Annotated in this window: 12 protein-coding genes and 1 pseudogene; 5 read left to right on the forward strand and 8 right to left on the reverse strand. The window is 60.4% G+C overall.

Going from position 1 to position 14,343, the window contains the following annotated elements; translation table 11 throughout:
- Nucleotides 1-52: 52 nt before the first annotated feature.
- The 7 genes and pseudogenes from JFU37_RS30825 to JFU37_RS24785 form a co-directional block, all read right to left on the reverse strand.
- A pseudogene (locus JFU37_RS30825) lies at nt 53-151 on the reverse strand (flavin reductase family protein); the annotation flags it as partial.
- Nucleotides 152-161: 10 nt separating this feature from the next.
- On the reverse strand, nt 162-1,649 hold the full coding sequence (locus JFU37_RS24760) for a chlorohydrolase family protein (protein WP_201119681.1): 1,488 nt from the start codon (nt 1,647-1,649) through the stop codon (nt 162-164).
- Nucleotides 1,646-2,842, reverse strand: a complete 1,197-nt coding sequence (locus JFU37_RS24765; protein WP_201119682.1) for an amidohydrolase family protein — start codon at nt 2,840-2,842, stop codon at nt 1,646-1,648. The genes JFU37_RS24760 and JFU37_RS24765 overlap by 4 nt, the downstream gene beginning before the upstream one ends.
- 157 nt (nt 2,843-2,999) lie before the next feature.
- Nucleotides 3,000-4,052, reverse strand: a complete 1,053-nt coding sequence (locus JFU37_RS24770; protein ID WP_201120075.1) for an extracellular solute-binding protein — start codon at nt 4,050-4,052, stop codon at nt 3,000-3,002.
- 26 nt (nt 4,053-4,078) lie between these two features.
- Nucleotides 4,079-4,867 carry an ABC transporter permease gene (locus JFU37_RS24775; RefSeq protein WP_201119683.1) on the reverse strand — a complete coding sequence of 263 codons (789 nt, stop codon included), beginning with the start codon at nt 4,865-4,867 and terminating at the stop codon, nt 4,079-4,081.
- On the reverse strand, nt 4,864-5,781 hold the full coding sequence (locus JFU37_RS24780; protein ID WP_201119684.1) for an ABC transporter permease: 918 nt from the start codon (nt 5,779-5,781) through the stop codon (nt 4,864-4,866). The genes JFU37_RS24775 and JFU37_RS24780 overlap by 4 nt, the downstream gene beginning before the upstream one ends.
- 1 nt (nt 5,782) lies before the next feature.
- Nucleotides 5,783-6,868 (reverse strand): ABC transporter ATP-binding protein, encoded by a 1,086-nt coding sequence (locus JFU37_RS24785; RefSeq protein ID WP_201119685.1) that lies wholly within the window; start codon nt 6,866-6,868, stop codon nt 5,783-5,785.
- Between the two features lie 141 nt (nt 6,869-7,009).
- On the opposite strand from JFU37_RS24785, the gene JFU37_RS24790 reads away from it, so the two are divergent.
- The 3 genes from JFU37_RS24790 to JFU37_RS24800 all read left to right on the forward strand — a co-directional run bounded on the left by JFU37_RS24790 (nt 7,010) and on the right by JFU37_RS24800 (nt 12,899).
- The gene (locus JFU37_RS24790; protein WP_201119686.1) at nt 7,010-7,699 is read left to right on the forward strand and encodes a GntR family transcriptional regulator; all 690 of its coding nucleotides are present in this window, start codon (nt 7,010-7,012) and stop codon (nt 7,697-7,699) included.
- Between the two features lie 216 nt (nt 7,700-7,915).
- Nucleotides 7,916-10,027 carry a hybrid sensor histidine kinase/response regulator gene (locus JFU37_RS24795; RefSeq protein WP_201119687.1) on the forward strand — a complete coding sequence of 704 codons (2,112 nt, stop codon included), beginning with the start codon at nt 7,916-7,918 and terminating at the stop codon, nt 10,025-10,027.
- 235 nt (nt 10,028-10,262) lie between these two features.
- A complete protein-coding gene (locus tag JFU37_RS24800) occupies nt 10,263-12,899 on the forward strand; it encodes an excinuclease ABC subunit UvrA (protein ID WP_201119688.1) in 2,637 nt (878 codons plus the stop codon).
- Between the two features lie 132 nt (nt 12,900-13,031).
- On the opposite strand, the gene JFU37_RS24805 is transcribed toward JFU37_RS24800, so the two are convergent.
- Nucleotides 13,032-13,553 carry a DUF4142 domain-containing protein gene (locus JFU37_RS24805; protein ID WP_201119689.1) on the reverse strand — a complete coding sequence of 174 codons (522 nt, stop codon included), beginning with the start codon at nt 13,551-13,553 and terminating at the stop codon, nt 13,032-13,034.
- Between the two features lie 215 nt (nt 13,554-13,768).
- Here JFU37_RS24805 and JFU37_RS24810 point away from each other — a divergent pair, with 215 nt between their 5' ends.
- Nucleotides 13,769-14,011, forward strand: a complete 243-nt coding sequence (locus tag JFU37_RS24810; RefSeq protein WP_201119690.1) for a DUF465 domain-containing protein — start codon at nt 13,769-13,771, stop codon at nt 14,009-14,011.
- 97 nt (nt 14,012-14,108) lie between these two features.
- Nucleotides 14,109-14,324 (forward strand): hypothetical protein, encoded by a 216-nt coding sequence (locus JFU37_RS24815; RefSeq protein ID WP_201119691.1) that lies wholly within the window; start codon nt 14,109-14,111, stop codon nt 14,322-14,324.
- The last annotated feature ends 19 nt before the right edge of the window (nt 14,325-14,343 follow it).

A 14,343-nucleotide genomic window follows, 5' to 3' on the forward strand; every position in this document is an offset into this window, starting at 1 on the left:
GCCAAAAGATCGCAGCCTTCGGCAGCTCCTACATCGACCGTGTACATCCACCCTATTTGGTGACAGGCCAAAACAGTTCCCCGTCCCTCGGCGCATCCGTCCACGCCTGCAACGACCGCGTCGGCAAATCAAAATAATCCCGCGTGCGCGCACAGACATCTCTAAAGAAGGGGATCAATCGCGCTCAAAGGCACGTGTGCGCTGTAGTCGTCAGCGAACGGGATGGCCGGTTTGAAAAGCGTCTTCCAGTTCGGTCTGCCAACGGCTCGGTCGCTGTGACTGCGCATCAGTTTTTCGAATTGTTGTTGGGCCTGGCGTTGCAGGGCGGCGTAGTCAACGCCTTGGACCTGGCCGCCCTGCATCACGCAGCGGCCGTTGATGTAGCTGGCGATGCAGTCGTCGCCGCGCCCGGCGAGCACCAGGTTTTTCAGCGGGTCAAACAGCGGCCCGAGGTGCAAACCGCGGAGATTGAACACCGTGATGTCGGCCTTCGCTCCCGGCGCCAGACGGCCGAGATCGTCACGGCCCAAGGCCTTGGCGCCGCCGAGTGTGGCGGCGTTGTACAGGTCGAGGGTGCGGGTCAACGCGGCGCTGCCCTCCATCAAACGAGCGATGTTCAACCCCTGGCGCATGTTCTCCAACAAGTCCGCCGGCCAGGTGTCAGTGCCCAGTGCGAAGTTGATGCCCTTGGCCCGATAGCGCCCGAAGGAGTTCAGCGCCTCGCCGTCCCGGGCAAACACCACAGGGCAATGCACCAGACTTGCGCCGCCATCCACCACGCGTTGCAGGTCGTCATCGCCCTTGGTGTAAATGCCGTGAGGCAATAGGCTGCGAGGGGTCAACAGGTCCAGTCGCTGCAACCAGCCCAGTGGCGAGGTGCCGCGCAGTTGCTCAACCATCGCCACCTCACCGAACCCCTGGCAGCAATGTAAACGCATCGGCGCGTTCAGTTCCCGGCTCAGCGCGGCGGTGCGTTTTAGCAGCGCCGGGGTGCAGGTCTGGATGCGATCCGGCAGCAATGCGCCGCGAATCAAACCGTCGTGCGCGCCGTCGAAATCTTTGAAAAAGCGACAGGCCGCATCGAGTCCGGCCATTCCTCGGGGTTCATCCCAGTGATGCCCCAAGGTACCGTCGGCCCGCCAGTAACTCATGCCGCTCATGTAGCAGGGGCCGAGGTAAGTCCGCAGCCCCAACTTGGCAGCGACGCCGGCCACCGCAGCAAATTCGTCGTAAGTCTCGGCCCACTCACGGTAGTACATTGAGGTGATCGGCATGGCCGTGGTGATGCCATTGCGAATCAGCTGAGTGAACGCGTAACGGTATTTGAAGACTTCTTCATCCGCGGTGTAACTCTCCCGTGGACCCGCCGCCAGGTAGTCCTCTGACCACATCCGGCCCATGTCGCGTTCATCGCCGTTGTCCAGCGTCAGCACCGTGGAATCAAGATCCCCCAGCGCATCCAGATCGATAAAGCCGGGGCCGATCAACGCATTGCCGTAGTCGATCCATTGATCTACCAGCCCCGGATAATCACGCCCCACAAACACAATGCGCGAGCCTTCGAACACCACTTCGCCGTCGCGCCACAGCACGTGTTGCGCGCCATCGAAACCCACCACGCATGTGGCTTTAAGGCCGATGCGCTTCACAAGCGGCTTTCCAGCAGTCGGCCACCGGAGGCAATCAATTCGCCGCCGCGATAGACCTGCCGCACGGGGCGCGAAACCACCGCTTCACCCAAGGTCTGCACCGGCATCAGCAAAAAGTCCGCAGGCCGGCCAATCTCCAGCCCATAACCCTCACAGCCCAAGGCCCGGGCACCGTTCATCGTTGCCGCCGCAAACGCCGCCGCCAGTTCCTCGTCCTTGTTCAAGTCAAAACGGAACGCCAGCAGCATTGCACGCTCCAGCATGTCGCCATTGCCCATGGGTGACCAGGCATCGCGAATGCCGTCCGAGCCCAGGCACACATTCACCCCGGCCTCACGCAGTGCGAGGAACGGCGGCACCGCGCAATCGGCCGGTGCCGAACTCATCAGCGAAATCCCCAGGGTCGACAATCGCTCGGCCACCGATTTGACCTGACTCCACGGCAACATCCCAAGGCAATACGCGTGACTGATCATGACCCGGCCCTGACGGCCGAAGCGCTCGGTGTAGTCGGCGATCAGCGCGATCTGCCACAGGCCCAGTTCACCTTTGTCATGCAGGTGAATGTCGACGCCACGACCGAATTCGCTGGCCAGTTTGAACACGAAGTCGAGCTGGGCGATGGGGTCGTTGTCGATGCCGCACGGGTCGAGGCCACCCACATTCTCCACGCCCAGGGCCATGGCTTCGCGCATCAGTCCGGCGGTACCGGGCCGGCTGATCAGGCCGGTTTGCGGGAACACCACCAGTTGCAGGTCGATCAGGTCGCGGTAGCGTTCGCGCAATTGCTGCATGGCCTCGACATGGCGCAGGCCGAAATCAGGGTCGATGTCGACGTGGCAGCGCAGGGTCAGCGAGCCGCGGGCGATGCAGTTTTCCAGCAGGGCGCCGGCACGTTGGGCAATCGGTGCGTCGACTTCACGCAGGACGCGGCGCTCGTTGCTGATGTAGTCCTTCAAGGTCGGGCCGGCGCTGTTCGGGCGCCAGGGTTGGCCCCAGAGGGTTTTGTCGAGGTGGACGTGGCTTTCCACCAGGGCGGGGGTGAGTAGCTGGTTTTGGCCGTCGATGTCGGTGGGGGCCAAGGCCGCAGTCGATGCCGGACGGCGCTGTTTGAACAGGCCGTTTTCTAGAAGCAGGTCTTCGGCGGAGGAGTCGTAGGGCCGCACATTGCGCAGCCAGCGGGGTTGGGTCATGGCATACCTCAAATTTTTTGGTGTTTGGGCGGGCCTCATCGCGGGCAAGCCCGCTCCCACAGGGTCATGGGTTGTTCACATATTCCATGATCAACACAAAACCCTGTGGGAGCCGGGCTTGCCCGCGATGGCCGCGACTCGGTCTCAAGCCAGGCAATCAGCCCTTGAGCTTCGCCCAGATCCGGTCCTGCAGTTCCCGCGCCTTGTTACTGCACTCTTTCTCAGGCCGCAGGCGCGAGGCGAATTCTTCGGGCATGTTGATGGCGTCCATAACCCGCCATTTGGCGTCGATCAGCTTGTCGCTCTGGATCCCGTTGTCATAGGCGATGGCATTGGACACGGCGGCGGCGTTTTCCGGTTTCATCATCCAGTCGATGAAAATTTTAGCGTTGCCGGGGTGCGGTGCGCTTTTCGGTACGGCGAAGTTGTCCTGGAACATCGCCAGGCCTTCACGTGGATAGACGTACTTGATCGTGCTCTTCTGCAACGTGGCCCGGGCGGTAGAACCGTTCCAGTTCTGCATCATGATCACTTCACCGGACGCCATGCGGTCGACGGTGTTGTCCGAGCTGTACATCTTCAGGAACGGTTTCTGTTTTTGCAGCAGTTCCAGAATGCGCTTGGCGTCCTGCGGGTTTTCGCTGCATTCGTCGACGTTCAGGTAATGGCTGGCAGCGTTGATCACACTGCTGGAGGTGTCGAGGGCGGCGAGTTGTCCTTGCAGTTCCTTGCGCGGTTCGAAGAACTCTTTCCACGAGTCGTCCAGTTTGCCGCCGGGCACGCGCGCGCTGTCATAGGAGAATCCGGTGGTGCCCCACAAATACGGTGCCGAGAACTTGCGGCCGGGGTCGAAACTCGGGTCGCGAAAGGCGGGTTTGACGTACTGGAAGTTGGGCAGGGTCGAGGTGTCGATTTCCAGCAACAGGTCCTGATTGATCAATGTGCGCATGATCGATTGGGAGGGCACGATCACGTCATACGCCGCGCCGCCGGCCTGCAACTTGGCCAACAGGGTTTCGTTGCTGTCGTAGCCGTCCATGGTGACCTTGATGCCGGTTTCCTTTTCGAACTTGGCCAGCAAATCGACCGGGTAGTAATCGGTCCAGTTATAGAAGAACAGCTCCTTGGGCTCGGCGGCCTGTGCGGTAAAGACAGTGAAGCAACTGAGGGCCAGACCGGCGACGCCATAACGCATGGTTTTCAAGATCATCGCTTTACGCTCCAGAAGGGAAGGACTCATTGGTTTTTACCGCGCTGTCCCAGCCAGAAGGCCAGCACCACCAGCACGATGGAAATCACCAGCATCAAGGTCGAGATCGCGTTGATCTCCGGCGTCACGCCAGCCTTGATCGCCGAGAAGATGTACACCGGCAACGTGGTGGAACCCGGGCCGGCGACAAAGAACGTCATGATGAAGTCGTCGAGGCTGACCACGAAGGCCAGCACCGAACCGGACAGCACCGCCGGCCACAGCAGCGGCAACGTCACCCGGCGAAACACCTGCCAGGGGTTGGCGTACAGATCGTTCGCCGCCTCCAGCAGACTTTTGTCCAGGTCATTGAGCCGCGCACGAATCGGCAGGTAAGCGAAGGGAATGCAGAAGCCGATGTGCGCAACGATCACCGTCAGCAAACCGAGCTTGATCCCCAGTGCCATGAACAGCAGCAAGGTGGCCACGGCCGTGACGATCTCCGGCAGGATCAGCGGTAAGTTGATCCCGCCTTCGACCATCTTCTGCCCGTAGAACGGCCGGTAAGTCGCCAACGCCGCGAGCAACGCAATGGCCGTGGCGCAGACCGTGGCGATGCTGGCGACAATGATCGAGTTCAGCGCCGCCGTCTGGATCGACGGGTTAGCCAGAATTCGTCCGTACCAGGCGAACGAAAACTCGGTCCACACCGTCGCCGAGCGATTGGCGTTGAAGCTGTAGGCAATCAGCACCAGGATCGGCAAGTACAAATAGGCCAGGATCAGCAGGCTGACTTCGCGGGTCAGCGGCAGTTTTTTCAGGTGCAGGGCTATCATGCGGTGGCTCCCCGACGAAGCGTTTTTGCCGCGCTGCGGCTATAGAGGGCGTAAAGCACCAGGGACAGCAGCAGAATCCCCAGCAGCAGGAACGACAGCGAACTGCCCAGCGGCCAGTTGCGCGCGGTGCCGAACTGTTGCTGGATCAGGTTGCCGATCATCAGCGTCTTGCCACCGCCGAGAATCGCTGGAGTGATGAAAGCGCCGAGGCTCGGCACGAACACCAGCAGCGCACCGGCAATCACCCCCGGCATCGACAGCGGCAGGATGATCCGCTTCAACGCGTGCCAGCGATTGGCGCCGAGGTCGTAAGCAGCTTCGACCAGACGCCAGTCGAGTTTTTCCAGGGTCGAGTAGATCGGCAAAATCATGAACGGCAGGAAGCTGTAGACCAGCCCGACGCTGACCGCGAAGTCGTTGTAGAGCAGGGTGATACCGCCGGCCTGGGGGAACAGCGCGTTGAGGCTTTGGGCGACCCAGCCCTGCTCGCGCAGGATGATCAGCCACGCATAGTTGCGGATCAGCAGGTTGGTCCAGAACGGAATGGTGATCAGCAAGACCATGAGGTTGCGTCGGCGCGGTGTCAGGCTCGACATCCACAAGGCCACCGGGAAGCCGAACAGGAAACACAGCAGCGTGGTGCCACCGGCCTGGAACACCGAGCGCAACAGCGCTTGGGCGTAAACCCAGTTCAACTCAAGTTCACCGTCGAAACCTTCCTGGAAAAACAGCTGCACGTAACTTTGCAATTGCCAGTTGGCCTGCCAGTCGACACCGCCATACACGTTGCGCGGCAGCAGGCTGATGTAGCCCATGATGCCCAGTGGAATCGCGATCAGGGCCAGCAAGGTCAGAACCACCGGGCTGAGTAACAGCACGCGGTTGAGGGCGGGAGAAGTGCTGCTGACGCTCATCTCAGGCCTCCATCAACAGGCAGGCGTGGGGCGGCAGGTTGACCGCCACGCGGTCGCCGACCACCCGGCCGCGGTCCAGGCCTTCGTTGTTCTCGCGCAGCATGACCTTGATGTCGTTGTTCAACCGACACTGGTAAAGGGTGGCGGTGCCGACATACAACACCGCTTCGATCACTCCGCGCAGATGATGCGGTTGTGCGGGGTCGACCAGTTGCGAACGTTCCGGGCGGAACGCCAGTTGCACTTTTGCGCCGTCGAAGCCTTGAGCCGGGCAGGGGATTTCCACCGGCATGCCGCTGGGCACGAAGAGTTTTTCGTTCTGCTGGCCGCGCTTGAGGTGGCCGGGAAGGAAGTTGATGTCGCCGATGAACTGGGCGACGAACTGATGCTTGGGCCGTTCGTAGATTTCGTTGGGGCTGCCGATCTGCAGGATCTTGCCGGCGGACATCACCGCGATGCGATCGGACAGCGTCAGGGCTTCTTCCTGATCATGGGTGACGAAAATAAAGGTGATCCCGGCTTCCTTCTGCACGCGCTTGAGTTCGACCTGCATTTCCTTGCGCAGCTTGAGGTCGAGGGCCGACAGCGGTTCGTCGAGCAACAACACTTTGGGTTTCGGCGCCAGGGCCCGGGCCAGAGCCCCCCGTTGCTGCTGACCACCGGACAACTCGGCGGGTTTGCGCTGGGCCAGGTGCTGCATTTGCACCAGTGCCAGCATCTCATCAACGCGCTGCGCAATTTGCTTGTGATCAAGACCCTGCATCTCGAGGCCGAAGGCGATATTCTGCGCAACACTCATGTGCGGAAACAGCGCGTAGCTCTGGAACACCGTGTTGACCCGGCGCTTGAACGGCGGCAGGTCATTGACCGGTTCGCCCGCGAGACGGATCTCGCCCTCGCTGACCTGTTCGAAGCCGGCGATGGTGCGCAGCAAGGTGGTTTTGCCGCAGCCGGAGGGGCCGAGCAGGGTGAAGAATTCATTGTCGGCAATGTCGACTGAAACGTTGTCGAGGGCTGGAGCCAGCCCCGGATCGTCGGAATACCGCTTGGAGACGTTACGCACTTCGATTGCGATTGGTTGACCCATAATGGTGCAATCCTCTAATTATTGTATGCAATATCTGGATGCAATTTAGAAATACCCGGATTAATCTGCTCGTGCAACCCCCTTTTGCAATGGCTGTTCATCCGCCAGGGGTGGGTTGTTTAGCGCTAAAGGAGTGTTCGAATGGCGGAGAAGAAACTGGAAACGACGGTCGACCGCGTCTACCAAGGGGTTTACGAGGCGATCAGCAAACGTTCGTTACGCCCGGGCATGAAGCTCGGCGAGTCGTCGTTGGCTGAACTTTTTAATGTCAGCCGGACGTCGGTGCGTGCCGCGCTCAAGCAATTGGAAGCCGATGGCCTGGTCACCACCGAACCCAACAAAGGTGCGTCGGTGTCGTTACCGAGTGACGAAGAGATTCGTTCGCTGTTCGAAACCCGGCGCCTGATCGAGATCGGCATCGTCAGCGAACTGTGCCGCCGACGTGATACAGCCGTGACCCAGGACCTGCGCGATCACCTGTTGCTGGAAGATGAAGCGCACCGCAGTGGCGACCATGAGCGGCTGATTCATCTGCTCGGCGAGTTCCACATCAAACTCGCGCGCAGCCTGAATAACCCGGTGTTGCTGGACTGGTTCCAGAAGCTGATTTCCCGCGCCTCGCTGTACGCGGCTGCGCTGGATGACGACAGCCACGAAGCCTGTCGCGATGACGAACACTTGCGGCTGATCGAGTACATCGAAGCCGGCAACCAAAGCGCCGCCATCGAACTGACCTGCATGCATTTGAACGGCATCGAGAAGGCCATCCTCGACGTCGCCGCCACGCTGAAAACCGGGTACCACCCGCTCAAGCACCTGATCGAGGTGTAATGGCTTGCCCCGATTTCCCCTGTAGGAGCTGCCGCAGGCTGCGATCTTTTGATCTTAGAAAAGCAAAGTCAAAAGATCGCAGCCTGCGGCAGCTCCTACAGAGCTCGACGGGTAAGTTCCCGGCACAGGATGATTCAGCTATACCTCTATGAAACCATTGGCGCGCACGATGCTCGAAACAAACGGGCGCCAATGACAGGGACACAGAATCAGGCGATGCAGTTTCTAGACGATAGCCACGGGTGTGCGGGTTGGAACGGTGAAATGGCCGGGCGAATTCGCGCGTTCGACTGGAGCACGACCGAGCTTGGCCCTATCGACACTTGGCCCCGGAGTCTGAGCGCTGCGGTGCAGTTGATGCTCGCTTCGCCACTGCCGATGGTGATGCTGTGGGGGCGGCCCGGTTACATGATCTATAACGACGCTTACTCGATCTTTGCCGGTGGCCGTCATCCTTACCTGTTGGGTTCCCCGGTGGAACTGGGCTGGCCGGAGGTCGCCGAGTTCAATCGGAATGTGGTCGATACGTGCCTGGCGGGCGGGACCTTGTCCTATACCAACAAAGTCCTGGTGCTGTTGCGCGATGGCGTCCCCGAAGACGTCTGGATGGACCTCCATTACAGCCCGGTCGCCAATGACGACGGGGCACCGGCCGGGGTCATGGCGATAGTGGTCGAAACCACTGACCATATGATTTCCGAACGCCGGCGACTGGCCGCCGAAGTTGCCTATCGTGCCGACAACGAACGGGTGCGTCTGGCGCTGAATGCCGGGGCGTTGCTCGGCTCGTTCGTCTGGGACATCAAGGCCAATGTGCTGTCCGGTGACGAGCGCTTCGCCCGCACGTTTTCCTACTCGCCCGATCAGGACCTGACCGACCTGCCCATCGACATCGCCGAAGCGCGGATCCATCCGGACGACCGCAGCTGGGTCCAGGAGCAGGTCAATCAATCGGTGGCAACCGGTGAACCGTATAACGCCGAATACCGCGTGTTGCGTCCTGATGGCAGTTACTCATGGGTGCTGGCGAGTGGCTGTTGCGAGTTCAATGCGCAGGGCGAGCCGTTTCGATTTCCCGGCGTTTTGATCGACATCCATGAGCGCAAAATCGCCGAAGAATCCTTGCTCAAATTCACCCGCAACCTGGAGCAACGCGTCGCCGACGAAGTTGAAGCGCGGCTGGCGGCTGAAGAGCAATTGCGGCAATCACAGAAGCTTGAAGCCATTGGCGGTCTCACTGGCGGGGTGGCCCATGATTTCAATAACCTGTTGCAAGTGATCGCCGGCAACCTGCATTTGCTGGCGCGACACGAGCCAGACAATGTCAACGTGCAGCGCCGGGTCAGCGCTTCGATTGCCGCCGTCGAACGCGGTGCGAAACTGTCTTCGCAATTGCTTGCGTTCGCGCGTCGCCAGCCATTGTCGCCGGCCGTGTTCATTCCACGGCAGATCTTCGAAGGCCTGGCGGAACTGATGCAGCGGGCGCTGGGGGAAACCATTCAGATCAATGTGACCACCCCTGAAGTGCCCTGGCACCTGTATGTGGATCGCAATCAACTGGAGAACGCCATCCTCAATCTGGCAATCAATGCCCGTGACGCGATGAAAGGTGAGGGGACCATCGGCCTGAGCGCCGAGAACATCCACCTCGATCACCGTTTTTGTGCGGGCAAGGGCATCACCGCCGGCGACTACGTCTGTGTAATGGTGACGGATACCGGTGTCGGCATGTCGCCGCAGGTGCTTGCACAGGCGTTCGAACCGTTCTTCACCACCAAGGCCGACGGCCACGGCACCGGCCTGGGGCTGAGCATGGTGTTTGGTTTCGTCAAACAGAGCGGCGGGCATATCGAGATGTCCAGCATCGAGGGGCAGGGCACTCGGGTGCAGCTGTATTTTCCCCGCAGCCTGCGTCCGTTGCAGAGTGAAACGGCTAGCCATGATGCGCAGCACCGAGGTGGGCACGAAACCATTCTGGTGGTCGAGGACAATGAAGCGGTGCGGGTTTCGGCCGTGGAATTATTGCGTGAAGAGGGTTATCAGGTACTGACCGCCACCAACGGCGACGCCGCCATGCAGATGTTGCTGGAAGGCGTGGCGGTGGACCTGATTTTCACCGACGTGGTCATGCCCGGGCTGATCAAGAGTTCCGACCTGGCCGCCTGGGCCAAGATGCAGACGCCACCGCTGGCGGTGCTGTTCACCTCCGGCCACACTCGTGACATTATTTCGCGCAATCACCAACTCAGCCCCGATACGTATTTGCTGAGCAAACCCTATGGGCCAGAAGCACTCACCCGAATGGTACGCACAGTCCTCAATGGCTGAACCCTGAACCCTGAACCCTGAACCCCGAACCCTGAATGCCGAACCCCGAACCCCGAACCCCGAACCCCGAACCCCGAACCCCGAACCCCGAACCCCTGTAGGAGCTGCCGAAGGCTGCGATCTTTTGATCTTGATTTTGATTGTTCGGGATACCGCTGAAAATCAAGATCAAAAGATCGCAGCCTTCGGCAGCTCCTACAGTTGGATCTCGTTCAATCATCGTTTAAGGCCGCCCATGACGTCCAAGCACACCTCCAACCCTCCCTCCGGCATGGTCAGGGTGCGCGGCGCCCGGGAACACAATCTCAAAAATGTCGATGTCGACATCCCTCGGGACGCCTTGGTGGTGTTCACCGGTGTCTCCGGTTCCGGGAAATCGTCGCTGGCGTTCTCGACCCTCTACGCTGAAGCACAGCGCCGCTATTTCGAATCCGTGGCGCCGTATGCACGCCGGTTGATCGATCAGGTCGGGGTGCCGGACGTGGACTCAATCGAAGGCTTGCCCCCCGCCGTCGCCTTGCAGCAACAGCGCGGCACGCCGAGCACACGGTCTTCGGTGGGCAGCGTAACCACGTTGTCGAGCCTGATCCGCATGCTCTACTCCCGGGCCGGCAGTTACCCGCCGGGGCAACCGATGCTGTATGCCGAAGACTTTTCGCCGAACACGCCCCAGGGCGCGTGTTCCGAGTGCCATGGCCTGGGCCGGGTGTATGAAGTCACCGAAGCGCTGATGGTGCCTGATCCGAGCCTGACCATTCGCCAGCGTGCCGTCGCTTCCTGGCCCACGGCCTGGCAGGGACAGAACCTGCGCGACATTCTGGTCACCCTGGGTTACGACGTCGACAAACCCTGGCGCGATCTGCCGAAAAAGCTGCGCGACTGGATTCTCTTCACCGAAGAAACACCGACGGTCCCGGTGTACGCCGGGCTCACACCGGCTGAAACCAAAGTCGCCCTCCAGCGCAACATGGAACCGAGTTACCAGGGCACGTTCACCGGAGCCCGGCGCTACATCCTGCATACCTTCAGCCATTCCCAAAGCGCGCTGATGAAGAAGCGCGTCTCGCAATTCATGCTCGGCAGTCCTTGCCCTTTATGTGACGGAAAACGCCTCAAGCGCGAAGCGTTGTCGGTGACCTTCGCCGGATACGACATTGGCGAGCTGTCGCGGATGCCGTTGCTGCAAGTGGCGCACGTGCTGAAACCGGTGGCGGCTCACAGCTACCTCGATCAGGCGGATGAGGCGGGCGAGGTGCTGACCCACACACAAACCCGTGAGGCTCGTGAGCAACGCGTGGCCCACGGCGCCAGTGGGCACGCCAATGCCCCCGATGTGCGCCACACGCCCAACCTGTCGATGGAGAAGCGCCTGGCCGCGCAACGCATTGCCCAGGACTTGCTGGAACGGGTCAGCACACTCACCGATCTGGGGCTCGGTTACCTGGCGCTGGAGCGCAGCACGCCGACGTTATCGTCCGGCGAGTTGCAACGACTGCGCCTGGCGACGCAGTTGGGCTCACAGCTGTTCGGTGTGATCTACGTGCTGGACGAACCGTCGGCCGGCCTGCACCCGGCGGATGGCGAGGCGCTGTTCGAAGCGCTGCAACGCTTGAAAGCCGCTGGCAACACGTTGTTTGTGGTCGAGCACGACCTGGAAACGATGCGCCGTGCGGACTGGCTGATCGACGTCGGCCCGGCGGCGGGTGAACATGGGGGGCAGATTCTCTACAGCGGGCCGCCGCCAGGACTGGCGGTTGTGACGAACTCGCAGACCCGCGCCTACCTGTTCGCCGAGCACGTAACCGAGCCCCGAATCAGCCGTAAGGCGACCGATTGGTTACGACTGGAGGGCATCACGCGCAATAACCTGAACAACCTCAGCGCGGAATTTCCATTGGGCTGTTTCACGTCGGTGACGGGTGTCTCCGGTTCCGGAAAATCGAGCCTGGTCAGCCAGGCGCTACTGGAATTGGTCGGTGCACATCTCGGGCGTGCGGCCAGTGATAGCGACGCCGAAGCACTGAGCCTTGAGGACGATGCTCTGCAAGTCAGTGGCGGTCAGGTCACGGCGGGGCTGGACTCGATCAAGCGCCTGGTGCAAGTCGATCAGAAGCCCATCGGTCGCACGCCACGCTCGAACCTCGCGACCTACACCGGCCTGTTCGACAACGTGCGCAAGCTGTACGCGGCGACTCCCCAGGCACAGTCCGAGGGTTACGACGCGGGCCAGTTCTCCTTCAACGTCGCCAAGGGCCGTTGCCCGACCTGCGAAGGTGAAGGCTTTGTCAGCGTCGAATTGCTGTTCATGCCCAGCGTTTACGCGCCATGCCCGACGTGCCACGGCGCTCGCTACAACCCCGAGACACTGGCGATTATCTGGCAGGGTTTGAACATCGCCCAGGTGTTGCAGCTGACGGTGGATGAAGCGGTCGAGGTGTTCGCCGAGCAACCGGGCATTCGCCGCTCGCTAGAAGTGCTGCGGGACATCGGGCTGGGTTACCTGCGCCTGGGGCAGCCCGCGACCGAGTTGTCGGGCGGTGAAGCCCAGCGCATCAAACTGGCTACCGAGCTGCAACGCAATCAGCGTGGGGCGACGCTTTACGTACTCGACGAGCCCACCACCGGTTTGCATCCGCGAGATGTCGATCGTTTGCTCGAACAGTTGAATACGCTGGTGACAGCGGGGCACTCGGTGATCGTTGTCGAGCACGAAATGCGCGTCGTGGCGCAGAGTGACTGGGTGATCGATATCGGACCGGGGGCCGGGGATCAGGGTGGGAAGATTGTGGTGGCGGGAACGCCGGAAAAAGTCGCCAAAAGCAAAAAGAGCCGGACGGCGCCGTTTTTGGCCAAAGTGCTTGGCATTGCTTGATTGGAGGGTGTTTTCGCTGGCCCCATCGCGAGCAGGCTCGCTCCCACATGGGATTGCGATCAAATGTGGGAGCGAGCCGGCTCCGGGCGGCGTTCCGACGAAGGGGCCAGTCAGGCCCCCTCAAAACCTGGGCTACTTGCTTGGGTGTGCAGCCTGCAGTTTTTTCGCCATATCCAGATGCTTCTCCAGCGCCGGTAACATTTGTTGGGCGAAACCTTTCAGCGCCGTGGCCCCTGCGACTCTGTCGTCGGTCACCGTATTGGCTTCTTTCTTGAACAGCTCGATGGCTTCTTCGTGAGCCTTGACCTGGTTGGTGGCGTAGGCCGCATCGAACGATTCACCGCGCATGTCGAGTATTTTTTCCTTGGCCTGTTTCACCAGCGTGGTGTCGTCCGGCACTTTAATATCATTCTTTTTCGCCAGCGCCGCGAGTTCATCGTTGGCCTTGGAATGGTCGGTGATCATCATGTTGGCGAACGCCTTGACGTCGGCCGATGCGCTTTTTTCCAAGGCGAGTTTGCTGGTTTCGATCTCCGCGATGCCGCCGGCGGCAGCGTTATCGACGAAGTTATTCGAAGTGGCAGCACAGGCCAGGCCCATGTTTGTGCTCAAAGCGACAGCCAGCGTGAGGTGGCGCAGGGTAGATCCGTCCATAGGTTATTCTCCACACAGTTTTTATGTTGATCGAACGATCGTTATTCAATGGAGGTGGACGCTGCGACAAAGGTTTTATCGCAAATGCGACACGACGACGAACGGACGCCGCTGGTCCGATAGGCGGTCGACAGAACCGCCTAACCGAGGCCATTCTGATAGTTGGTGAACGCAATCGATCGCGTTTGCTACCGATCAACAAACGGAGGTGTTCCATGCCGGTGCCACACGACCTTTATCAGGACTTGAAACTTTCAAAGGAAGACATCCAGCAAAAACGCACCAAGGATCCGTTATTGGATTCACTGATCAACAAGTATTCGCAAGCGGACGCTGAGGTGGTAAAGGCTGAAACCGCCAAATCGGATGCACCCAGTGACGACGCGCTGAAAAAACTCAAGGAGAAGCGCTTGCAGGTCAAGGACAAGATCGTCAAACAACTCCAGGCGCCGTCCTGAACCACCGACGACCGGTGACTGAATAATTGGAACGGCAATAGATACCGGCACCTCGAATGATCAGAGCCCGAATTTACGGCTCCATGCGAGGTGCCTCATGAGCGGTCCGAAATTTCCCAGCGAAGAACAGGGCGGGTATGACCCGATCCCGACTCATCCCGAGCCTCTAAGCCCAGGACGCACTGCCGTTCACCCCAAAGATGAACCGGGAATCGATGAATTGCCGGCCGACGAAGGTGCCGACCCGCTAGATGAGGACGACACCACCGCCATGGACCCCGAGCGGGTACTCGAAGAAGCTGATAAACCATGATCAAAAGATCGCAGCCTTC

This window comes from Pseudomonas sp. TH41 (genome assembly GCF_016650695.1).
Lineage (GTDB): Bacteria > Pseudomonadota > Gammaproteobacteria > Pseudomonadales > Pseudomonadaceae > Aquipseudomonas.